The 23,373-nt window shown below is 33.3% G+C and carries 19 protein-coding genes and 1 pseudogene; 5 read left to right on the top strand and 15 right to left on the bottom strand.

What is annotated here, in order from left to right; all coding sequences use genetic code 11:
• Positions 1-36: 36 nt before the first annotated feature.
• Entirely contained in the window at positions 37-1,452 is a 1,416-nt protein-coding gene (locus tag ACSV4D_RS10230) for a sensor histidine kinase (RefSeq protein ID WP_439228210.1), read from the bottom strand.
• 191 nt (positions 1,453-1,643) lie between these two features.
• Between ACSV4D_RS10230 and ACSV4D_RS10225 the strand changes: the two genes are divergently transcribed.
• The gene (locus tag ACSV4D_RS10225; protein WP_439228209.1) at positions 1,644-2,411 is read left to right on the top strand and encodes a Bax inhibitor-1/YccA family protein; all 768 of its coding nucleotides are present in this window, start codon (positions 1,644-1,646) and stop codon (positions 2,409-2,411) included.
• A gap of 67 nt (positions 2,412-2,478) precedes the next feature.
• On the opposite strand, the gene dinB is transcribed toward ACSV4D_RS10225, so the two are convergent.
• Positions 2,479-3,564, bottom strand: a complete 1,086-nt coding sequence (gene dinB / locus ACSV4D_RS10220; RefSeq protein WP_408080014.1) for a DNA polymerase IV — start codon at positions 3,562-3,564, stop codon at positions 2,479-2,481.
• 175 nt (positions 3,565-3,739) lie between these two features.
• On the opposite strand from dinB, the gene ACSV4D_RS10215 reads away from it, so the two are divergent.
• Entirely contained in the window at positions 3,740-4,207 is a 468-nt protein-coding gene (locus ACSV4D_RS10215; RefSeq protein WP_408080016.1) for a CYTH domain-containing protein, read from the top strand.
• Here the strand turns inward: ACSV4D_RS10215 and ACSV4D_RS10210 are convergent, their stop codons facing one another.
• From ACSV4D_RS10210 to uvrC, 8 genes are all read right to left on the bottom strand, one after another.
• Positions 4,208-4,711 (bottom strand): septal ring lytic transglycosylase RlpA family protein, encoded by a 504-nt coding sequence (locus ACSV4D_RS10210; RefSeq protein WP_408080018.1) that lies wholly within the window; start codon positions 4,709-4,711, stop codon positions 4,208-4,210.
• A gap of 79 nt (positions 4,712-4,790) precedes the next feature.
• Complete coding sequence (locus tag ACSV4D_RS10205) at positions 4,791-5,216, bottom strand: hypothetical protein (protein ID WP_439228208.1); 426 nt, start codon at positions 5,214-5,216, stop codon at positions 4,791-4,793.
• 151 nt (positions 5,217-5,367) lie between these two features.
• Positions 5,368-7,011: a glucose-6-phosphate isomerase gene (pgi, locus tag ACSV4D_RS10200; RefSeq protein WP_439228207.1), complete on the bottom strand. Its 1,644-nt coding sequence runs from the start codon at positions 7,009-7,011 to the stop codon at positions 5,368-5,370.
• Positions 7,012-7,185: 174 nt separating this feature from the next.
• On the bottom strand, positions 7,186-8,418 hold the full coding sequence (locus ACSV4D_RS10195) for a peptidoglycan DD-metalloendopeptidase family protein (RefSeq protein WP_408080024.1): 1,233 nt from the start codon (positions 8,416-8,418) through the stop codon (positions 7,186-7,188).
• A 29-nt stretch (positions 8,419-8,447) separates the two neighbouring features.
• On the bottom strand, positions 8,448-9,380 hold the full coding sequence (locus ACSV4D_RS10190) for a tryptophan 2,3-dioxygenase family protein (protein WP_439228206.1): 933 nt from the start codon (positions 9,378-9,380) through the stop codon (positions 8,448-8,450).
• Positions 9,380-10,150 (bottom strand): DUF3108 domain-containing protein, encoded by a 771-nt coding sequence (locus tag ACSV4D_RS10185; protein ID WP_408080028.1) that lies wholly within the window; start codon positions 10,148-10,150, stop codon positions 9,380-9,382. Before ACSV4D_RS10185 ends, ACSV4D_RS10190 begins: the two co-directional genes overlap by 1 nt.
• A gap of 404 nt (positions 10,151-10,554) precedes the next feature.
• The gene (locus tag ACSV4D_RS10180; RefSeq protein WP_439228205.1) at positions 10,555-12,756 is read right to left on the bottom strand and encodes a patatin-like phospholipase family protein; all 2,202 of its coding nucleotides are present in this window, start codon (positions 12,754-12,756) and stop codon (positions 10,555-10,557) included.
• Positions 12,757-12,785: 29 nt separating this feature from the next.
• Positions 12,786-14,585, bottom strand: a complete 1,800-nt coding sequence (gene uvrC, locus ACSV4D_RS10175; protein ID WP_439228204.1) for an excinuclease ABC subunit UvrC — start codon at positions 14,583-14,585, stop codon at positions 12,786-12,788.
• Between the two features lie 192 nt (positions 14,586-14,777).
• Between uvrC and ACSV4D_RS10170 the strand changes: the two genes are divergently transcribed.
• The 3 genes from ACSV4D_RS10170 (at position 14,778) to ACSV4D_RS10160 (ending at position 16,566) form a co-directional block, all read left to right on the top strand.
• The gene (locus tag ACSV4D_RS10170; protein ID WP_439228203.1) at positions 14,778-15,752 is read left to right on the top strand and encodes a succinylglutamate desuccinylase/aspartoacylase family protein; all 975 of its coding nucleotides are present in this window, start codon (positions 14,778-14,780) and stop codon (positions 15,750-15,752) included.
• On the top strand, positions 15,742-16,311 hold the full coding sequence (locus ACSV4D_RS10165) for a 5-formyltetrahydrofolate cyclo-ligase (protein ID WP_439228202.1): 570 nt from the start codon (positions 15,742-15,744) through the stop codon (positions 16,309-16,311). The genes ACSV4D_RS10170 and ACSV4D_RS10165 overlap by 11 nt, the downstream gene beginning before the upstream one ends.
• Positions 16,312-16,377: 66 nt before the next feature.
• Complete coding sequence (locus ACSV4D_RS10160; protein ID WP_439228201.1) at positions 16,378-16,566, top strand: hypothetical protein; 189 nt, start codon at positions 16,378-16,380, stop codon at positions 16,564-16,566.
• A 64-nt stretch (positions 16,567-16,630) separates the two neighbouring features.
• Here the strand turns inward: ACSV4D_RS10160 and ACSV4D_RS10155 are convergent, their stop codons facing one another.
• The 5 genes and pseudogenes from ACSV4D_RS10155 to ACSV4D_RS10135 form a co-directional block, all read right to left on the bottom strand.
• The gene (locus tag ACSV4D_RS10155; RefSeq protein ID WP_439228200.1) at positions 16,631-17,230 is read right to left on the bottom strand and encodes a lipoprotein signal peptidase; all 600 of its coding nucleotides are present in this window, start codon (positions 17,228-17,230) and stop codon (positions 16,631-16,633) included.
• A gap of 114 nt (positions 17,231-17,344) precedes the next feature.
• On the bottom strand, positions 17,345-17,725 hold the full coding sequence (locus ACSV4D_RS10150; protein WP_071184521.1) for a TraR/DksA family transcriptional regulator: 381 nt from the start codon (positions 17,723-17,725) through the stop codon (positions 17,345-17,347).
• A gap of 8 nt (positions 17,726-17,733) precedes the next feature.
• Positions 17,734-21,138, bottom strand: coding sequence for an isoleucine--tRNA ligase (ileS, locus tag ACSV4D_RS10145; RefSeq protein WP_439228199.1), 3,405 nt, complete (start codon positions 21,136-21,138; stop codon positions 17,734-17,736).
• 618 nt (positions 21,139-21,756) lie between these two features.
• Positions 21,757-22,986 carry a hypothetical protein gene (locus ACSV4D_RS10140; protein WP_439228198.1) on the bottom strand — a complete coding sequence of 410 codons (1,230 nt, stop codon included), beginning with the start codon at positions 22,984-22,986 and terminating at the stop codon, positions 21,757-21,759.
• 150 nt (positions 22,987-23,136) lie between these two features.
• Positions 23,137-23,373: pseudogene (locus tag ACSV4D_RS10135) on the bottom strand (hypothetical protein); the annotation flags it as partial.

Raw genomic sequence — 23,373 nt, 5'->3', positions numbered from 1 at the left:
TTTATACAATTTTGGAGTACTATTATAATATTCTAACTAGTAAAAGAATAAACCTATAATATTTTTTGTGATTTGGTTTTTTTTTAATGGTTCTAAAGGTAAAGCAAATGTGAAAGTGCTGCCTTTGCCCGGTTCACTTTCAACCCAAATTTCACCGTCATGTTTTTTTATAAATTCACTGCAAAGGAGTAATCCAAGTCCTGTCCCTAATTCATCATCAGTTCCTTTTTGTGATACTTTGGCATTGCTTTTAAATAGTTTTTGTTTTATATGACCAGGAATCCCAATTCCGGTATCGGTAACAGAAACAACAGCTTTTTTTGATTTCTTTTCCATTTTAACTACGATTTTACCATCTTTATTGGTAAACTTAATAGCATTAGTCAATAAATTTCGTATAATAGTAGCAATCATATTTTTATCTGCTTCAACTTCAATAAAAGCAGCTGAATCATATAAAAGTGTAATGTTTTTATTTAATGCTGCATTCCTATTCAGTTCAATATTTTCTTCAATCAAAGTGTTTAAAATTAGTTTTCTTGGGCTATATTCCATCATTCCGGTTTGTAACTGAGACCAATCCAGAAGATTTTCTAATAATTTATAGCTATTTCTATTAGACTGATGAAGCATTTGAATAATTTCTTTAATTTCTTCACGGCTGTAGTCTTCAATATTTTCTGCTAAAATCTCTGAAAGCCCAACGGATCCTCCCAATGGTCCTCTCAGATCATGTGCAATGATAGAAAAGAACTGATTCTTGTCCTTTAATAGCTTTTGAATTTTAATGTCTTGTTTTTCTTTTACCAACAATAAGAATCCCACTGTACTAATTAATGAAACTAAAAACAAAGCAATGTTATACACACTGTCAAAAAGGGTGTAGGAAAAAAATTCCTGTTGTGGATTGATATAATTAAAGACAATACGAACGAGAACTAAAAGTTCAAATCCTACAAAGCAAAATCCATAAAAAATCCTAAAAAAATTATGTCTTTTTTCAATAAAATAACTAATTGTAGGCTGTAGATAAATAGCAAATAATCCCGCAGAAGCAATAAGAATGCGCGTATTAATTGTACATTCTAAGAATGTCCCTATATTAAAAATCACTGCTGCAATAATGGTTACAATTATTTGTAAGCCATATTTTTGCTTTGAGCGTGCTTTAACCAATGACAATATGGCTATTGTTTCATAACAACATCCCGAAAAAACAATCGTATTGGCTATATTAATAGAGATGAAATCAGGAATAGTATTTCTCAAAAAAAGAAATATCCAGCCTATAGTCAATAATAATTTCCCATAACCATACCAGTTTACAATCTTCCTGTTTTCGGCAGTAGCATAAGAAAAAGAATAACTGAAAATAAGAATACTGACAAATAAATTACCCAAAAAATAAAGTTCGAAAACAGTTTTGAGATCTAATGGTAAGAGTTTGAACATTATATTATGGTACTTAATTTAAAAAAAACAGATTGCCGAGGTTAAATTACAGTAATTGCTACTAGAGGATCACAAAATTATTAAAATTTAGTATGCTAAATACTTCTGTCACAGAATAAAAAATTAAGAAAAAATAAACAACAATCTTAATAAATATCATTTATATTTGGCTAACAAAAAATAAAATTACAATGAACTTTAAATCTAAAAACCCGTTTTTAAACAATAAGAGCTTCTCGGCAACTTCAAGAGCAGAGCAGGTACATGAAGCCACTGTGATTGGTTATGACCAGCAAATGACACTTTCAGGAACAATTAATAAAACGATATTGTTATTCTTATTGCTTACAGCATCGGCTATAGTTATCTGGTGGATGGCTTTTAACGGCATGAATCCAATTCTTCCGGCTGTTGGCGGTGCAATTGTAGGATTGGTTTTAGTGATAATATCGGCATTCAAACCACAATACTCTGGCTACCTTGCTCCAGGATATGCTTTATTTGAAGGTTTATTTATAGGAGGAATTTCCGCAATTTTTGAAGCTCTTTATCCCGGAATTGTTATTCAGGCAGTAGGAGCGACTTTTGTAACTTTTGGAGTATGTTTAGGACTTTATAAATTTAAAATTGTAAAAGTAACAGAACAGTTCAAATCAGTTGTGATCGCAGCAACACTAGCAATTGCTACTTATTATTTAATTTCGTGGTTATTTTCCATTTTCACAGGATATCAACCGGTTCATTATGGAAATTCTACATGGAGTATTGGTATTAGTGTTTTTGTAATTGTAATTGCAGCCTTAAACTTGTTTCTGGATTTTGACCGCATTGAACAAGGCGTTCAACAAAGAATGCCAAAATATATGGAATGGTTTGGCGCAATGGGATTAATGATAACTTTAGTGTGGTTATACGTTGAATTCTTAAGATTATTATCGAAGCTTTCAAGTAAAAATTAATTTGTTTAAACGAATATATTAATCGCACATTTGCAAATTGTAACTCATTTGCAAATGTGCGGTTTTTTTAAAAATCAAATTTTAACTGAACCGCAACCACTGATTTCTTCTCTTCGGTATTTAAATTACTCATTGAAATACCCAGCAATCGCACAGAATCTTTCATTCGTTCCTGATATAATAACTCTTTTACAGTTTCTAAAATCAGTACTTTATCAGCAATAAAATAAGGCAGTGTCTTGCTTCGTGTTTGTTGAGTAAAATCACTGTACTTTATTTTTAATGTTACTGTTTTGCCTGAAACAGTATGTTTCCTGAGTCGGCGTTCTAAACTACTGGCAATTTTATCCAATTGTTCCAACATAAAAATCTCAGAAGAAAGATTCACTTCAAAAGTATGTTCAGCAGCCACTGATTTTGCAATCCGGCTTGATTTTACTTCACTATTATGAATTCCGCGAACCACATGATAATAATAATTCCCTGCTTTACCAAAATGTTTTTGTAAAAATTCCAGAGATTTACTTTTTAATTCTAATCCTGTAAAAATTCCTAACTGATACATTTTTTCTGTTGTTACTTTACCCACTCCATAAAATTTTCTGATAGGTAAAACTTCTAAAAAAGGAATCACTTCATCAGGTGTAACCGTTTTTTGTCCATTTGGTTTGTTATAATCACTAGCAATTTTAGCGACAAATTTATTAATTGAAATCCCGGCTGAAGCTGTTAATCCTACTTCATGAAAAATCCTGTCTCTAATTTCCTGCGCTAATAAGCTGGCACTTGGATTTCCTTTTTTATTCTGAGTTACATCAAGATAAGCCTCGTCCAGTGAAAGCGGTTCTATCAAATCTGTATAATCCCGAAAAATTTTATGAATCTGAGTCGAAATCTCCTTATACCTTTCAAAACGGGGGCGAACAAAAATAAGGTCGGGACAATTTTTCTTAGCCAAGGCCCCGCTTATAGCTGAACGAACTCCAAATTTTCTAGCCTCATAGCTGGCTGCCGCAACCACACCTCTATTTTCAGCACCCCCTACCGCAATAGGTTTTCCCCGAAGCTCAGGGTTATCCATTTGCTCAACAGAAGCATAAAAAGCATCCATATCGATGTGTATTATTTTTCTATTTGCACTCATCTCAGACATGTTACAAATTTATACTCAATTTGTCAAAATGAAATCAATTGCCTGTAAAATATTTGATACATTTGAAGTTTGTAATCTAGCCCGGATGGCAGCGGCATCCTTTTTCTTTTTTTCTTTAAAAAGAAAAAGATATAGCGAACAGCCGGAAAAAGCTCCTAATTTAACCTGATATAAAATGATAGAAATAGAAAGAAAATTTTTAGTTACTTCTAACGCTTATAAAAAAGCAGCCTTCTCTCAAAAACGAATTATTCAGGGTTATTTAAGCTCTAATCCGGAACGTACGGTAAGAGTGAGAATCAAAGAAAACAAGGCTTATTTAACTGTAAAAGGACCTTCTGATGCAACAGGAATGTCTCGTTTCGAATGGGAGAAAGAAATTACTGTTGAAGAAGCTGAAAATTTGCTTTTACTTTGCGAAAAAGGGGTAATTGACAAAACCCGCTTTGAAGTAAAAACAGGTTCCCACATTTATGAAGTGGACGAATTTTACGGTGAAAATGAGGGTTTAGAAATGGCGGAAATAGAATTGCAATCAGAAACAGAAATATTCGAAAAACCAGATTGGTTAGGTGAAGAAGTAACCAATGACAAACGTTACTATAACTCATATTTAAGTAAAAATCCTTTTAAAAACTGGTAATTATTCAACTACTTCTTCAATAGTAACTATCATAGAACCTGCTCTTTTGTTTGCTGCAATTTCCATAAATGCCCGTTTAGTTAAGTCAATTTCTCTGGATTTTACAAAAGGTCCCCTATCAGTAACTTCTACATAAATTGATTTACCGTTGACCTCGTTTGTGATTTTTAACATCGTCCCGAAAGGAAATTTTTTATGCGCAGCTGTGAAATCAGTATTACTAAATTTCAGACCACTTGCAGTACGCTTTCCGTTAAACTTATCTGCGTAATAAGAGGCGTGAACGCTTTTCTTGTAAATCTTTAATTTACCAAAAACTTCATTATGAAGGGTATCTTTTACCACCCCTCGTTTATTATCGATTAAAGTATATTTTTTTTGAAGTGTATCAAGTAACTGAACAGAAGGTTTTGAAACAAGTGTTTTTTGTTTTTCAGAAATTTTACTTTGAGCACTTACAAAAACAGCAAAAAATAAAAAAAGTAATGTTATCGATTTTTTCATATTAACTTTTTAGTTCGAATCTATTTAGAACAAAAACTATACCCAGATAAAAAAAGTCCTAAAAAGGACTTTTACGTTTTTATTTGAACCATAACGACCATGGTATTCTAATTAGTATAAGAACTAATCCTAATCCGTAGAAAATAGAGAAAGTTTTAAATTTTGATTCGCTCGTAGTTAATTTTTTATGTTTTGACCATCCAATAGTGATTAAAGTAATCGCAATAAGATTAATTAACGGATGTTCTAATGAAGTTAAACGTAACATTTTATCTGACATTTGCCCTAAAGAATTAAGACCTAACGGAGAAACAAAATACAATATCAAACCAATCAATAACTGAGTATGTGTACCGATTAATCCAAAAAGAGCAATCTTTCGGTCTTTTGACGTAAATTCTTTTTTTGATGCTAAACCGATGACAGCATTAATTACTGTAATCACTAATAATAAAAGCGCTAAATAAGCCCAGCCTGAATGAAACTTTTGAATAAATCCGTCCATGTTTTTTGGTGTTTTTTTTAACAAATATAAACAAAAAAGACATAAAAAAAACCTCATAATACTACTAGTAAATGAGGTTTTTCTAATTTAGAATCAATATTTTTTTTAATCACGGCTGAAAATCAGCTAATTATAAAAAACAGATTAAATGTTATTTATTTCTTAAAAAATGACCTAATAAAGAAGCTGTAGAACTATCGTGATTTTTAACTTCATTCGAATTGATTTCGTCCAGAATAGAATTCGCTAATTGCTTTCCAAGTTCCACTCCCCATTGATCGTAACTAAAAATATTCCAGATGAATCCTTGTACAAAAATTTTATGTTCGTAGAGAGAAATCAAAGAACCCAAAGATTTAGGCGTTAATTTTTGAATTAAGAAAGTATTTGTTGGTTTATTTCCGGCAAACACTTTGAATGGCAAAAGAAACTCAGCTGCTTCAGCCGACAATCCCTGTTTATCAAATTCGGCCTGAACTTTAGTTTCATCCTTTCCGTTTAATAAAGCTTCGGTTTGTGCAAAGAAGTTAGACATTAATTTATCATGGTGGTTGTTGTCACCATACAAAGGCTGAATGTAACCTATAAAATCTGTCGGAATCAATTTTGTTCCCTGATGAATCAACTGAAAAAAGGCATGTTGCGCATTTGTCCCTGGCTCTCCCCAAATAATTGTTCCTGTTTGATAATCGAGCGGTTTTCCGTCACGTCCTACGCTTTTTCCATTACTTTCCATAGTTCCCTGTTGTAAATAAGGCGCTAATTTCTGTAAATATTGTGTGTATGGAATTAAAGCTTCACTCTCTGCCCCAAAGAAGTTATTATACCAAACGCTTAGTAAAGCCAAAACAACTGGTATATTCTGATCAAAATCAGCCGTTTTGAAATGTTCATCCATTTCGTTTGCACCTTTTAACAATTCTTCAAAATTATCAAAACCTACCGCTAAACTAATTGACAAACCTACTGCACTCCAAAGTGAAAAACGACCTCCAACCCAGTCCCACATTGGGAACACATTGTCAGGATTAATTCCGAATTCAGTTACTTTTTGCAAATTGGTAGAAACAGCTACAAAATGTTTAGCCACATCTTGCTGAGAGGCCGATTTTAAAAACCATTTTCTGATTGTTTCTGAATTGGTCAAGGTTTCCTGAGTGGTGAAAGTTTTAGAAACAATTACAAAAAGAGTCGTTTCCGGGTCTAATTTTTTAATTATTTCATTAACATGATCTCCGTCAACATTCGAAACAAAATGAACATTTAAATTATTTTTGTAATACTGCAAAGCTTCCACTACCATTGCCGGTCCTAAATCAGAACCACCAATCCCAATATTAACTACATCTGTAAAAGCTTTTCCGGTATATCCTGTTCTTTTTCCAGAAGTAATTTCATCTGTAAAACCTTTAATTTTATTTTTTACTTCATATACTTCAGGAATGACATTTATTCCGTTTACATTAATTACTGCTGATTCTTTAGCTCTTAATGCTGTATGAAGTACTGCTCTGTTTTCTGTCTGATTAATAATTCCGCCTTCAAAATAGTCCTGAATTCCGTTTTTAAGTCCCATTTCGTTAACCAAATCAAGCAACAAAGACATCGTTTCCTGATTCACTATATTTTTAGAATAATCTATTAAAAAATCATTCCAGAGAATACTGAATTTTTCTGCTCTTGAAGCATCTTTTTTAAACATTTCCTGCATAGAAATATTACGAATTTCTTCAAAATGTTTTTCAAGCTTTTTCCAGGAATTGGTCTGAGTTGGGTTTAGTGTACTTAAAGCCATTATGTTTTTGTTTTTAGTTTTGTTCGTAAAAATACTGAAATTAGTTGTAATAGCAGAAATGATTCCGACTATAAAACATAAAAAACCAACCAGTTTATTTACAAAAAAAGAGAGATAACTCCTGATGAATTACCTCTCCTATTTTTTTTTAGATTGCCATCTATATCTCTTTTATTATAAGTTTCCGATACTGTCAAGCTCTCTTTTTAATGGTTCGATTGTTTTGAGGAATCGGGCTTTATTAGCACTTTCCATTGGAGTTCCTGTAGGCAGTTTTAACCTAAGAGCATCTACCTGCACACCATTTTTCCAAAAGCGATAACAAACATGTGGTCCTGTTGCTAAACCGGTACTTCCTACACGACCAATAATATCGCCCTGATTAACATGCTGACCCCGCCTTACTAAAATTTTTGACATATGTAAATACTGAGTAGAGTAAGTTCCGTTATGTTTTACTTTTACATAATTCCCGTTTCCGGCAGTATAACCGGTTCTTTCGACAACTCCGGTAGCCGTAGTCATAATAGGTGTTCCTGTAGGTGCAGCGTAATCCGTTCCTTTATGTGCTTTCCATTTATGCTGTACCGGATGGTATCTTCGCATCGTAAATCTCGAAGTTATTCTGCTAAATTTTATAGGCGATTTAAGGAACAGGTTTTTCATTGTTTTCCCTTCTTCATCATAATAATCAACTTTACCTGAAGCCTGATTTTGTACAAAAGGAAAAGCGTACATAATTTTACCTTTGTATTCAAAAAAAGTTCCTTCTATATTACTAACACCATTATAAATAGAATCGTTGATATAACGCTCATTAAAAATAACACCAAAGCGATCCCCTTTCTTTAATTTAAAAAAGTCAATAGACCAGGAATAAATTTTTGTAATTCGATTTGCCAGATTAGGTTCTACACCTGAATTAGATAAGGTTTCTGATAAAGATCCTTTTAAAACTCCGGTAATTAATCTTCGCTTAATAGTAACAGGTCTTACTTTTTTATAGGCTACAACTGCTGAATCCCGTAAGTCAAAAACATAATAAGTTAAATCATTAGGCTGATAAACAAAAACCTGAAGTTTATTGGTTTTATCTTTAGAACGAAGCATCGTAAACGTTCTTTTGGGTCTGATACTGCGTACATCGAATGTATCTTTAATACTGTTTACAATCTCATAAATTTTGCGGTCTCCAATATTTTGTTTACTTATAATTGTTCCAAAAGTATCACCTCTTTTAACAGTATCATGAACTACATTATAGTCGGCAAAGTTGAATCCAAAATCAGAATTATCTTTTATGGGAATTATTTTTTGAACAACTTTCTTCTTTCCAGTTTCATCATCTGATTTTTTACATGATACTACTAAGACTAATGCAATTATAATTGTTAAAACGTACTTCAAACTTTTATATATTTATTCAATTCTACTTATTATTCTTGTCCCCAATTTGCCAATTCAGCTTCACTCCATAATTCCGGAAAAAATATTCTTTTTTGATATTTCGGATGCATGTATTTACGCCAGTCACTTCCGCCTGTCGCTTCTCCGTCTCCCATACCACTTTGATCAATGTACTTAATAGCTACATTCAAATGCTGCATTACCCAGGTAATATTTACTGTATAATCAAAATGACGCATGGCATCTTTCAAAGCAGGAAGTTCCTGATCCAGAACAGGAAGTTGTTTGTATTTTTGCCAAATATTAATTGACTTATACTCTTCCATATAATCTAAGAAAGTAGCTTTATATTTTTTTTCAAATACTTCTAAGGTATAGGTTTTCTTTCCCGTATGATAATCTTTACCCGCTGCTTGCCAATACAGCATATCAAACGCTTTTTCATTTGAAATAGTATTATCAAATGCTTTTCTAAAACGATTATCAATTAAATTAACTAAATCAGTAGCACAAAATTCAATTAATCGGTACTGTGCACTTTGAAATCCGGATGCAGGAGTAAGTGTATTTCGAAATTTCATGTATTGGCCAACATCCATACCATTTTCCATAATAGAAAAAGAATTGGTCAGCATATCAAAATAGCGACTAATGCGTAACAGCCTTTCAGTAAAAAAAACGGTATCATTATTCTCAGCATGGGAAATCTGATTCATCTCCCAAAGAATCATTTTGAATATCAGTTCATTAGTTTGATGATAAAGAATAAATACCATTTCATCAGGGAGGACGGTTCTTTGAATTTGTAGATTTAATAAAGCATCAGTCTGGATATAATCCCAATAAGTAGTGGGTTTTGACCAAAGCAAACCTTCAAGTTGCGTATCTGTTTTTTGATTTATAGCTTCGTATTTCTGCTCTATTTCTTTTAAAATACTTGCTGTATTCGCATTAATATTCATTACTTTTTTATTTTAAACGGACCCTTCAATCCTTTGAAAGCATCCAAATCGGCTTTAAGCGACCCTACAGCTAAATCAGCCTTAATACGGAGCGGCAGTCTGTTCTGATCATCAGATACCCAGACCGTTAAACTCTCTTTTTCTTTAAAAACACGACCTGATTGCACTAAAGGTTTAAAAACCATTGAAGGAACAACCCCAAATTTAGTTGTAATATCCTGACGCCCCACAAATTTTAACTTAAATTTTGTGGTTTCATCATCAAAAAACATATCTATTTCAATAGACTCTCCCGGTTTGATTTTATCTATTGTAGGATAATTTCTTAAGTAATAAAAAGTAGATAATATATCCTGAGTATTTTTTGGAACAACGAATGTTTTTTCGGTCTTTCTTTTATAGTCTTTTACAGTGACTCTATTAGATGACTGGTTAAAAAAGCCTTCCTGATTTTTAGTATAACCACCTTCATTAATGTTTCTTACGAACTGATAGGGATTACCAGACTCTTTATCAATATAACTTTCATAAACATCAACAACTTTAAAAAAAAACTTTGATACACCTGTTGTATATCCTTTTCCCACAACATGAAACACTTTTTTATTATCTATGGTAGCTTCTTTGACTTCAAGGGTTGCATATCCAGCATTTACAAATCCGTAGTGAATACGGAATTTGAACCATTCACCCACACCATAAGCGTGATCATTTTGGGAATCAAAACCGGTCGTTAAAATCAATAATATTAGTAGGATTATTTTTTTCATAATTTACTTTTAATAATTTATTGATTAAACTTGCAAATTTTGTTCCAAATATATTAAAACAAAAAAACTCAGTCAAATAATGACTGAGTTTTTATGCTATTAACCAACCAAAAAATTATAAATTATTAAATTTATATAAACCAAAAGGAAACCACCCCTTTTGTTTTGATATAGCAAAGATACGGCAAGAAACTGCGATTTTTATAATAAAAATTCAGTTTAACAAAATTTTAAAATAAGATTCGCAATCAATGGTATTTTTTTTTACTTATCATAAAAAAAGAAGGAATAAAAAATAAAAGTGATAATTTTAGCTTTAAAATCAAAAGTGGAAATTTGGCTACTATGGCTTTTTTTAACACAAAAAAGGATGTGTTTTTATCTTTAAACGTCTCTTCAAGATGCTAAAAAGGAAATCCTACACTAAACCAGGTATAATTTGAATTCGTTTCCGGAGACCAGCTTCGTTTTATTTCAATGGGACCAATAACGGTTTCTAATCCATATCCTAACGCATATCCTGAAAATTCAGGAATTGAAACCCAGCCGACAGTGGAAAAAATGTCATCTCCTATATTTGCATAATTGGCAGTAAAATTAACATGATTGTTTTTAAAAATTTCATAATCAAACGTCACAGTCGATTTAATATAGCTGTTTCCACCAAGACTTAAAAAATCATAACCATAAAAATGGCTGAAATTATTGGAAACATTATATCCAAAACCTCCGAGAATGAAATTAAAAAAAGAAACACTTTTTTCACCAAATGAAAAACCTGCCTCTGACTGAATTTTTATATTCGCTGATTTGAACAGATTAAAAGCCACACCAAAATTAGCTTTTGCAATTGAAAACGGTTCAAATTCTTTAGTATAATCCGAAGAATACAAATAAGAATGAATATCCGCTGAAAAACTCCAACCTTTTTTAGGAAAAAAAATATCATCAAAAGAATCAAAATTCAACCGTGCAAAAACACTCAGGTAATCACTCTTATCAATTTGTGGATCAGCATTCGCTAAAGTCTTAGAATTAATATTTAAATATTTGTATTCTAATCCGCCGCCAATTAGAAAATGCTGAGCAAATAAGGTTTGCACATACATCTGGTTTGTAAAATCATATAAATCCACATTTAATGAATTAACACCTAAACCTTCCAGATCTAAATTACTTATCTGCCCTTCTACATTCCGGTTAAACTGATTAAGAAACGATTTAAATCCTACACTTATATTATATCCGTTCTCTATATAATAATCAAAATTATACCTGAAATTATCCCCTAAAATCACATCTAATGAAGCAACATCATTCTTGAAGAAATTCTTTTTATGTGTCATATTAACCAAAACAGCACTCTTATAAAGTCCGTCATAATGCATTCCGAATTTTAAATAAGTATTTGTCGGATTTTCTTTTAAAACTAAATTTAAATCATCTGTTTCTTCATTTTTGTCAAAATAATAATCAATTGCACTAAAGTTTCCTGTGGCATTTAAATTATTAATTCCTGTCTGCAATTGCTCATAACTAATTTTAGAATCCGGTTTAAACCTTAATTTTCCATAGATATACTCCTTAGTATAATTCTTTAATTTATTACAATTAATACTTACAACCTTTAAACTGTCTGTCTGATTCTTTAGTCCCGGTTTTTTATAATTCCCCGATTGTGCTCCTAATTGTTTCAATCTCTCAAAAACTGAAAAAGCTGCTTCTTCTCCTTTTCCTACAATTTCTCTTCCACTGTCAAAAGACATCACACCATAATCTCTAATATCAGGACGAATATAAATATCGGTTTTTAAAATATTCTCCTTCATCTTATCGATAGAATGAAGGTTAGTAATCTGAACTAAAATTTTGGTAGCATCGTTAAGCGCATTTCTATCCAATAAGTCATTTTGAACATCAACCCCGATTATGATATCCGCACCTAACTTTCTAATCTCATCTATTGGATAATTATTAACCACACCCCCGTCAACCAAAAAACGATCCTGATATTCTACCGGAGAAAATAACGACGGGAAAGCTGAACTGGCTATCATTGCTCTGGCTAAATTTCCTTTATTCAAAACCACCTGTTCGCCAGTTTCAATATCTGAACCAATACATAAAAATGGAATGGGCAACTTATTAAAATCACGTATATGGCGGACATTCCTGGTTATCCTGCTCAGTAAATTAAAATTATACAAGCCTTTAGATAGCGCATCAGGGATTCCTATTTTGTATTTATTAAAAGGGAGTACAAGGGCATATACCTCATCATTTCTTTTTTCATAAAAATTCTTAGTCGCTCTGGGAATATAATCACTTAACAGTTCGTCAAAATCGGTTTTATTAAAAATAGAATCCAGCTGAGCAGCATTGTAACCTGATGCATACAAACCACCAACAACAGCTCCCATACTGGTTCCGCCAATGTAATCAATCTTAACACCGGCTTCTTCCAAAACTTTGAGAACACCTATATGAGCAAACCCTTTTGCGCCACCACCACTTAATACCAATCCTATTTTTGGTCGGTCTTTTTTCTGCGCAAATATGCTCAAACCACTAAAAAAAATAAGCAATAAAAGGATGGATTTTTTCATAAAACAATATTCTTCTTTAGTATTTAAAATCAGCTTGTTGTGGTTCTGTAAAAATCGGTAATTTTTTTGGCTTTTGATAGTCCTACTACGTCTGAAATCTCTTTTTCTGTTGCCAATTTCAATCTTTTAACACTTTTAAAGTGCTTTATTAATGTCTGCATCGTTTTTTCACCAATTCCCGGTATGGATTCTATTGAAGAATTTAAAGCAGCTTTACTCCTTTTATCCCGATGATGCGTAATCCCAAAACGATGGGCTTCGTTTCGCAATTGCTGAATAACCTTTAAGGTTTCAGACTTTTTATCTAAATACAGCGGCACGGAATCACCGGGATAAAACAATTCTTCGAGTCTTTTGGCAATACCTATAATACTGATTTTTCCTCTTAAACCTAAATCGTCCAAACTCTTTAAAGCCGATGACAGCTGCCCTTTTCCTCCATCAATTATTATAAGCTGCGGCAAAGGCTGTTCTTCATCGAGCATTCTTTTATAACGACGGTAAACCACTTCTTCCATTGACGCAAAATCATTAGGTCCCTCGACCGTTTTGATGTTAAAATGGCGGTAATCTTTCTTGCTGGGTTTTCCATCTTTAAAAACCACACAGGCCGAAACAGGATTGGTTCCCTGAATGTTAGAATTATCAAAACATTCAATATGCCTTGGTTCAACCGGTAAAAGCAAATCTTTTTTCATTTGTGCCATAATCCTGTTTGTGTGTCTGTCAGGATCTACAATTTGCAATTGCTTTAATTGTTCAATACGATAAAATTTAGCATTCCGAACCGACAAATCTAAAATTTGTTTCTTATCTCCTAGTTGCGGTACGGTAACTTTGATATTTTCGCCCAAATCAACTGCAAACGGCACAATGACTTCTTTAGACAACAACTGAAAGCGTTCTCTTAATTCTACAATAGCCAGTTCCAGCAATTCTTCATCTGTTTCAGCTAATTTTTTCTTGATTTCCAAAGTATGTGAACGAATAATAGAACCGTGCGAAATTTGTAAAAAATTCACATAAGCGGCACTTTCGTCAGAAACAATAGAAAAAACATCAATATTGGTAATTTTAGGATTGATAATAGTAGAACGCGATTGGTAATTTTCTAAAACCTCTATTTTTTCCTTTATTTTTTGCGCTTCTTCAAAATGCATTTTTTGTGCCTGCTCCATCATCAGTTTTCTGAAATCTTTCAGACTTTCCTTGAAATTTCCTTTCAGAATTTCGCGGATAGCATCTACTTTTTGCTGATATTCTTCTAATGCTTCTAAACCTTCACAAGGTCCTTTGCAGTTGCCAATATGGTATTCCAGACACACTTTAAACTTTCCGCTTTCAATATTGGATTCACTTAAATCATAATTACACGTACGTAACGAATACAGTTCTTTGATTAAATCTAAAATAGTATGAACTGTTTTAAAACTGGTATAGGGGCCAAAATATTCTGAACCATCCTTAACCATTCGGCGGGTAGAAAATATTCTCGAAAAAGGTTCTTTCTTAATACAAATCCACGGGTAACTTTTATCATCTTTTAAATTGATATTGTAACGCGGCTGAAGTGTTTTTATCAAATTATTTTCTAATAAAAGCGCATCGGTTTCGGTAGGAACCACAATGTGTTTTATTGTCACAATTTTTTTTACCAAAACATTGGTTTTAGCCGTATCGTGAATTTTGTTAAAATAAGAAGAAACGCGTTTTTTTAAGTTTTTGGCTTTGCCAACATATAAAATTTTGCCTTCTTTATCATAATACTGATAAACACCGGGACCATCGGGTAAAGTTTGTATTTGAAGTTCGAGAGCTGGGATAGGCATTTTAGATTGTAAATTAACTATTCTTAAAATTTATTTTTGAAATTGTTATTGCTAATGAAATTTAAATCAGCCACAGATGAAACGGATTATAAACTAACAAATTTACAAATAACATTTTTCTAAAACGAAAAACAATGCATAACTTATAATTTACAATTTATAATTACATATTTTTAGCTTTTTAAATCTGCGATGAGAAACACAAAATCCATGATAATCTTAGGAGAGCCTATTTTACCGGGCGAAAGCAAAACCATCGATATGGAAATTGCTAAACTGCACAACTCAGCCAAGTTAAAAATCCCAATAATAGTTCAGCGGTCTAAAATTGACGGACCTGTAGTCTTATTTTCTGCCGGGATTCATGGTGATGAAATAAACGGAATTGAAATTGTACGCCAAATCATCACTAAGAAAATCAATAAGCCTAAAAAAGGAACCATTATTTGTATTCCTATTGTCAATATGTTTGGTTTTATCAATCAATCCCGGCAATTTCCTGACGGCAGGGATTTAAACCGTGTTTTTCCCGGAAGTAAAAAAGGATCGCTGGCCAGCCAGTTTGCTTATCATATACTGAACCAGATCATGCCTCATGTGGATTATGCAATTGATTTTCACGCCGGAGGAGCAGGCAGATTCAACGCTCCGCAAATTCGCCTCGAACCCAATAATGCCGAACTAAAAGTTTTAGCCGATGTTTTTAATGCTCCTTTTACCTTATATTCAAAAAATATTGCAGGTTCTTTTAGAAATGCCAGTCAAAAATCAAATGTAAAAATGTTGCTTTTTGAAGGTGGAAAATCATTAGACATTAATAATGCTGTTGCAAATGAAGGTCTGGAAGGTGTCAAACGATTTTTAGAACACCTGAACATGCTTCACCCAAAACATCATGCTGTCAAAAACAGTCAAAAAAGCATCTATATTGAAAAATCTACCTGGATTAGAGCCAATTCTTCCGGTTTATTACACAATGCAATCAGCATCAATGCATTTGTCAAAAAAGGAACAATTCTCGCCACTATTACTGATCCTTTTGGTAAATTTGAACGAAAAGTAAAAGCACCTAACGATGGTTATATCATAAATGTCAACCATTCCCCAATTGTTTATCAGGGAGATGCTATTTACCATATTTCAAAAACAATAGTGAATGGAAAATAATAAAAAAGCATTACGTATAAAATACAAATCACTTCGCCAACAATTATCAGAAAACGATAGTGAAACAATGAGTTTAGCCATTGCGAATCAGTTACTAAAATTACCGATTTGGGATAAGGATTATTTTCATGTTTTTTTATCTATCGAAAACCACCGGGAAATAGACACCCAATTAATTTTACACCTGCTTTCGGGAAGAGATAAAAATATCATTATCTCAAAATCCGATTTTGCAACCCGGGAAATGATTCATTATCTTTTAACCGATAACACCAAAATCAAAAAAAATCAATACAGTATTCCCGAACCTGTGGACGGTATAGAAGTGCCTTCTCAGAAAATAGAAGTTGTTTTTGTTCCGCTTCTGGCTTTTGACAAACAAGGACATCGCGTGGGCTACGGCAAAGGTTTTTATGATAAATTTTTAAGTGAATGTAAGCCTGAAACGATCAAAATAGGACTTTCTTTCTTTGAAGCTGAAACATCTATTGAAGATGTCCACGAAGGCGATATGCAATTGGATTATTGTGTGACACCTCATACTATTTATGAGTTTTAAAATTAGTCCACTCATTCTAATATTTAAAATCCGTACCTTCGTAAAAATACAAAGCCCCATTATTTTATGAAAAAGATTCAAAATTCCAGATTGTATGCAATCCTTTTAATTGCTATATTTTCTATTTCTTTATCCGGTTGCGCTGTTGGAATCAGAACCAGATCAAATAGTTCTAAATCTATTCCACCGGGACAGGCCAAAAAAATTACCGGCGAAAAAAGTGCCAAACGTTATGCTCCGGGACAAAACAAATAGTCCTGTAAAAAAAGAAAGACCTGCGTAAAAACAGGTCTTTCTTTTTATATTTTATACTAATTAGCTAATTATGATGAAAGGCTTTTTTATTAAAAACAATTAAAATCCCTACTCCTGTTGAAATTGCCATATCAGCCACATTAAAAATGGCATTAAAAAAGGTAAACTCTTTTCCGCCCCAAACAGGTAACCAAGCCGGAAGATTGCCATGCCAGATAGGAAAGTAAAACATATCGACTACTTTTCCATGAAAATATTTGCCGTAAGGCTGATCTGAAAATAGTGTTGCTAATTGCGAACTGCTGTCGTCAAAAATTACTCCATAAAAAACAGAGTCAATGATGTTTCCAAAAGCACCTGCCAGAATCAGAGCGATGGCTACAATCAAATAATTAGAACTGTGTTTTCTTTCAACAGAATCCCATAGCCAGTAACCAATGCCACCTACAGCCACTAATCGAAATAAGGTCAGAAACAATTTTCCATAAGTTCCTGGTATTTGAGTTCCCCAAGCCATTCCTTCATTTTCAATAAAATGAATTTTAAACCAATTGAAAACTTCCACTTCTTCTCCTAATATAAAATTAGTTTTTATATATATTTTCGAAATCTGATCAACCAGTAATACAATGAAAATAAGCAGATACGCTTTTAGTAATGACATTTTGAAAAATTTAAGTGCGCAAAAATAGGTAATTTATAAAAAATTAAATTCCAAATCCCAATAATTTTACAATTAAAGATGGAATTTGGAATTTTAATCCTGAGATTGTTAGAATTATCGTTGCATGTTTTTTGCTTCAATACTCATGGTAGCATGAGGAACAATTTTCAATCTTTCTTTACTAATTAATTTTCCTGTTACTTTGCAAATCCCGTAGGTTTTGTTCTCTACACGGAATAAAGCATTCTTTAAATCACGTATGAATTTTTCCTGACGGATTGCCAATTGAGAATTGGCTTCTTTAGACATTGTTTCGCTTCCTTCTTCAAAGGCTTTGAACGTAGGCGATGTATCATCAGTACCGTTATTCAAGTCATTCATGTAAGCACTTTTTATCAAATCTAAATCTGCCTGAGCTTTCTCAATCTTCTTTTGGATTATCTCTTTGAACTCTGCCAGGTCGGCGTCGGAGTATCGTGTTGCTTCATCTACCATAATCAATGTTATTTAGTAATCGTTATTTTAGTTTTAATGTCATCAAATTCAATTTCTGTGCCATCTTTGATTTCTACGTCAAAAACCAACTCCTCCGTTAATGTTTCTGATTTAATGTATTCTCTATTTTCAGTGACTGCGTCTTCTAGCACAGTATTGTTTTGCAAATAAACTTTAATCTTATCAGTCACTTCAAATCCGGAATCTTTTCTGATGTTCTGGATTCTGTTGACTAACTCTCTTGCAATTCCTTCTTTTTTCAATTCTTCAGAAATCGTGATGTCAAGCGCAACGGTAATTCCGTTTGAATTAGCAACTAACCAACCCTCGATATCCTGTGATGTTATTTCCACATCAGCTAGTGATAAAGTTACGTCTTTTCCTGCAATAACAATAGCAATACTTCCTTCTTTATCCAGCTGATTAATCTGATCCGGAGAGAAATTTTGTATCTCTTTGGAAATCAAACCCATATCTTTCCCAAAACGCGGTCCAAGTGCTTTAAAATTAGGCTTTATCTGCTTCACCAATACTCCCGAAGCATCGTCTAAAAGTTCAATTTCTTTCACGTTTACCTCCGCTTTTATCAGGTCAGAAACGGCCTCAATTTCTAGTCTTTGTTTCTCGTCAAGTACCGGAATCATTACCTTTTGCAGGGGTTGACGTACCTTAATCATTTCCTTTTTACGCAGTGATAAAACCAGTGATGAAATGGTCTGTGCTTTCTGCATTTTGCTCTCTAACGATTTATCAACAAAGTTTTCAACGTATTTTGGAAATTCCGCCAAATGTACGCTATCAAATTTTTCTGTTTGTGTAGCCTGTGTTAAGTCTCTGTAAAGCTTATCCATAAAGAACGGAGCTATCGGAGCGCTCAGTTTACTTACCGTTAACAAACAAGTATATAAGGTTTGGTAAGCAGCAATTTTATCCTGTGCATAGTCCCCTTTCCAGAAACGACGACGGCATAAACGAACGTACCAGTTACTCAAGTTTTCCTGTACGAAATCAGAAATGGCACGGGCAGCTCTTGTTGGCTCATAATCCGCATAAGCTTCATCCACTAATTGGATTAAAGTATGTAGTTCTGATAGAATCCAACGGTCGATTTCAGGTCTTTCATTCAATGGCACCTCGGCTTCATCAAATTTGAAACCATCTATATTAGCATACAAACTAAAGAATGAATAAGTATTATAAAGGGTTCCAAAGAACTTTCTTCTCACCTCAGCCACACCTTCAATATCAAATTTCAGGTTATCCCATGGATTAGCATTGGCAATCATATACCAGCGTGTCGCATCAGGACCATATTCTTTTAATGTTTCAAATGGATCTACGGCATTCCCTAAACGTTTGGACATCTTTTGTCCGTTTTTGTCCAATACCAATCCGTTAGAAACTACATTTTTATACGCAATAGTATCAAAAACCAAAGTTCCGATAGCATGCAAAGTATAGAACCATCCACGGGTCTGATCCACACCTTCGGCAATGAAATCAGCCGGGAATGATTTATTCTCGTCAATTAGTTCTTTGTTTTCAAAAGGATAATGCCATTGTGCATAAGGCATCGCTCCGGAATCAAACCAAACGTCAATCAAATCAGCCTCGCGCTTCATCGGTTTTCCGGAAGCCGAAACCAAGGTAATTCCGTCCACCACATTTTTATGCAAGTCAACCAAATCATAGTTAGCCTCGCTCATGTTTCCAATTTCGAATCCTTTAAAAGGATTTTCTTTTTGAACACCGGCAGCAATTGCTTTTTCAATTTCGTTGTATAATTCTTCCACCGAACCTATCAGGATTTCTTCCTGTTTATCATCGGTTCTCCAAATTGGCAATGGAATTCCCCAATATCTGGAACGAGATAAATTCCAGTCGTTGGCATTTTTCAACCAGTTCCCAAAACGACCTTCCCCGGTTGCTTTTGGCTTCCAGTTGATCGTTTCATTCAGGTCGAACATTCTGTCTCTAACTTCTGTGATTTTAATAAACCAGGAATCCAGAGGATAATATAAAATAGGCTTGTCCGTTCTCCAGCAATGTGGGTAACTGTGGACGTATTTCTCTACTTTGAATGCTTTATTTTCTTCTTTTAATCGAATGGCAATCTCCACATCTACCGAACGTTCCGGAGCCTGATCAGCATCATAATATTCGTTTTTCACGTATTTCCCGGCAAACTCTTCGCCTACATGAGCCGTGAATTTTCCTTGTAAATCTACTAATGGAACTGCAGTACCGTTTTCGTCTAAAACTAACATCGGCGGAACTTCAGGCGTAGCTTCTTTGGCTACTTTAGCATCATCAGCACCAAAAGTTGGAGCCGTATGTACAATTCCCGTTCCGTCTTCTGTTGTCACGAAATCCCCTGAAATTACTCTAAAAGCATTTTCCGGATTTTGATAAGGCAATGCCCAAGGCAATAATTGCTCGTAACGGATTCCTACTAAATCAGCTCCTTTTGCTTCAGCAACAATTTGGTACGGGATTTTTTTATCTCCGGCTTTATAATTGTCAAAATCAGCAGCTTCTTCAGTGGCGAAATAAGTTTTTCCAAACTGTTTCCCTACTAAGTTTTTAGCCAAAATCACATTGATGGGCTCAAAAGTATATTGGTTGAAAGTTTTTACTAAAACATAATCGATTTTTGGACCTACAGTCAAAGCCGTATTTGAAGGCAAGGTCCAAGGCGTAGTTGTCCAAGCCAATATGTGAATATCCCCAAAACCTTGTAAAAAGCCTGGCAAACTTTCATTTTTCGCTTTAAACTGTGCCACAATCGTAGTATCAGTCACATCACGGTAAGAACCCGGTTGATTTACTTCGTGAGAAGATAATCCTGTACCCGCTTTTGGAGAATACGGCTGAATGGTGTAGCCTTTGTACATCAAATCTTTATTATAGATTTGTTTCAACAACCACCAAACCGACTCCATATATTTGGATTTGTAAGTCACATACGGATCTTCCATATCAACCCAATACCCCATTTTTTCGGTCAGATCATTCCAGACGTCCGTATAACGCATCACCGTTTTTTTACAGGCTTCGTTATATTCTTCTACTGAAATCGTTTTCCCGATATCTTCTTTTGTAATTCCTAATTCTTTTTCAGTACCTAATTCAACTGGCAAACCATGAGTATCCCAACCTGCTTTACGCTTAACCTGAAATCCTTTTTGAGTTTTATATCTACAAAAAATATCTTTAATAGCACGCGCCATCACGTGGTGAATTCCCGGTAATCCATTTGCCGAAGGCGGTCCTTCAAAAAATACATAAGGTTTCGCCCCTTCGCGGGTAGTTACACTTTTTTCAAATATATTTTCTTGCTTCCAAAAATCCAGAACTTCCGACGCTACTGTTGGCAAGTCAAGTCCTTTGTATTCAGTAAATTTTGTACTCATTGTATCCTTTTCTTAATCGAGGTGCGAAAATAAGGAATTTTAAAGAAAATAGAGGAAAGAGGAAAGAAAAAAGAGGGAATAAACACAATTATAGAAGGTTTTTACAAAAAAAAGAAAGTTGTAAGCCTTAAAACCGTTCCAACTTTCTTTTTATGCTACTTAATTCACTAAAGGTGTACAGGCATCCCGATACCAAAATTTCGGTACGGGACTGTGCTAAGTTTTATCTACAAGCCCGAGCCATCGGTTTAGTTTTCTAAACCCAACTACCCACAAGCAAATCATTGCGAAGAACGAACCCAATCACGCAGATTTGCAGTAATCTTTTTCGTGAGGATAGCACGGATTTGCATAAATCATAGTAATCAAGGGTAAGTCATTGCGAGGAACGAAGCAATCTCATCAAGTAACTCCACAAAGTTGCTCCTCTTTGTGCGCACAGAATACAATTCTGCGCTAACGTTTACGTATATCCGAGCCATCGGGGAGTTCCCGCGCTTGGCGAGGTTGCGAACTTCGGAACTGATTATTTTCTGTTACTACTAAAGTTCTTGCGAAAGATAAACGTGAATTTACCACAAAATTCGCAATTGCGCCAAACGTGTGTTATAACCCGTTTTATTTTTTTTGTTTATTTAATTCTTCCTGTTTTCGCAATCTTTCTGCTTTCGCTTCTTCTTGTTTTTTTAATCTTTCAGCTTTCTGTTTTTTTTGTTTTTCAATTTCAATGTTTTTTTCATTAGTTTCTGTTTCTAATTCTAAAGATAAAGCTACAGTTTTATTAATGATGTTCTGTTCTTTTTCGCTTAAAGGAGAATTTGAATATTTCTCTGTAATTATTTGACCAATTTTTAATTTTCCTATTCTAATTTCTTTATCATCATTTAGAAGATTGAATAAATTGAAATGATTGTCTCTTGTTTGTAAATTTTTAAAAATTATTTGATAGACATCATCAAACGTTTTAAATTTCGAAAGAGATAATGCTTTAATAAACGCATTTATTTCTTTGGTTTTCGTTTGTAACCCCGTTTCCATTAATACTTCTGTAAAATCTGTTGTGGATTTAATAATATCATTTTCAAAAGCACAATTTACAGAGTTATCATAATAGTCAATCAAGTCTTCATTTATTATAGAATCTTTTATTGCCAAATCTAAAAAGTGTTGAAAAAATAATAGTTTATATGAATTCAAGTATTCGGTTTCTTGATTAAAGTCAAATAAATTATTTTCATCCTCGTTTTCATCTTCAATATTTAATGATATTTTTTCTTTTAGTTTTAAATATGCTTCTTTAAGTATGATAAAGTCGTTTTTTTCTAATTCACGTGATAATAATTGTTGCGACAAGTTTGATATATCTTCTGGGATTTTTGATAATCGTTCTAAAATATGAAGAGTTTCTTCTCTTTTTATTTTTAAGAATAATCCATAAATATCCTTTTGAATTTGGGTATTAATTTTCACAACATCATCTTTCACAATTTTAGTTTCTGATAAAAGACTTTTATTTTCTTCTCTTATCAATACAATTTTTCTTTCGATATGTGTAACGTATAATCCTAAACCTATTGCAGCAACACTAAAAAGAATACCGAAAATAGTTAAGTTAAGGGAAGCAGCAGATATTTGATTAGAAATGCTATCTAATGTTTTTTCATTTATTTTTTCTTGCTTTTCGTAATCTTTATTTAATTCGTCAATTTTCTCATTTAAAGTTTTTATTTTATCAGTATTTGAGATTATTTCTACGTCATTTTTTTCAAGTTTTTGCTTTTCAAAACCTTTAATTTCTGATGCGTAAATTGAAATTGTAAAAAAAGTAAATAGTAAAATTTTCTTCATATTTTCGTTTTTCAAAAATGAGTTATAACTAGTATATATGCGCATAAATTGAACTAGTTTTAAGCTTAATTGGCATGTTATGCGCATGTTTTGGTGGTTATTATTGCCTATTATTATTTCGCTAATATATAAATAATTCTTACAAAATTACTACTTCTGTATCATTTCTCTCAAAGTTTCAAGCTGTATTTCCAGTTTCTGGATATAAGCGTTTTTCTCATCGAGTTCTTTTTTTAGGGCTTTTTCCTGTAGGGTTTCAAAACGGTACGGCAGGTATTCGCCCAACTGCGCCAGAAAATTGTGTTTCAGCACCAGGCTTAGTTTCCACAAAACGGCAAATTGCAGCGAATCTTTCTTAAAATAATCCCTTAATCCTTTAGGACCTAT

The sequence above is a fragment of the Flavobacterium sp. ARAG 55.4 genome (assembly GCF_051846875.1).
GTDB classification, from domain to species: domain Bacteria; phylum Bacteroidota; class Bacteroidia; order Flavobacteriales; family Flavobacteriaceae; genus Flavobacterium; species Flavobacterium plantiphilum.
The sequence above is the reverse complement of the archived record's forward strand: the minus strand, read 5'-3'. Positions and strand labels throughout refer to the sequence as shown.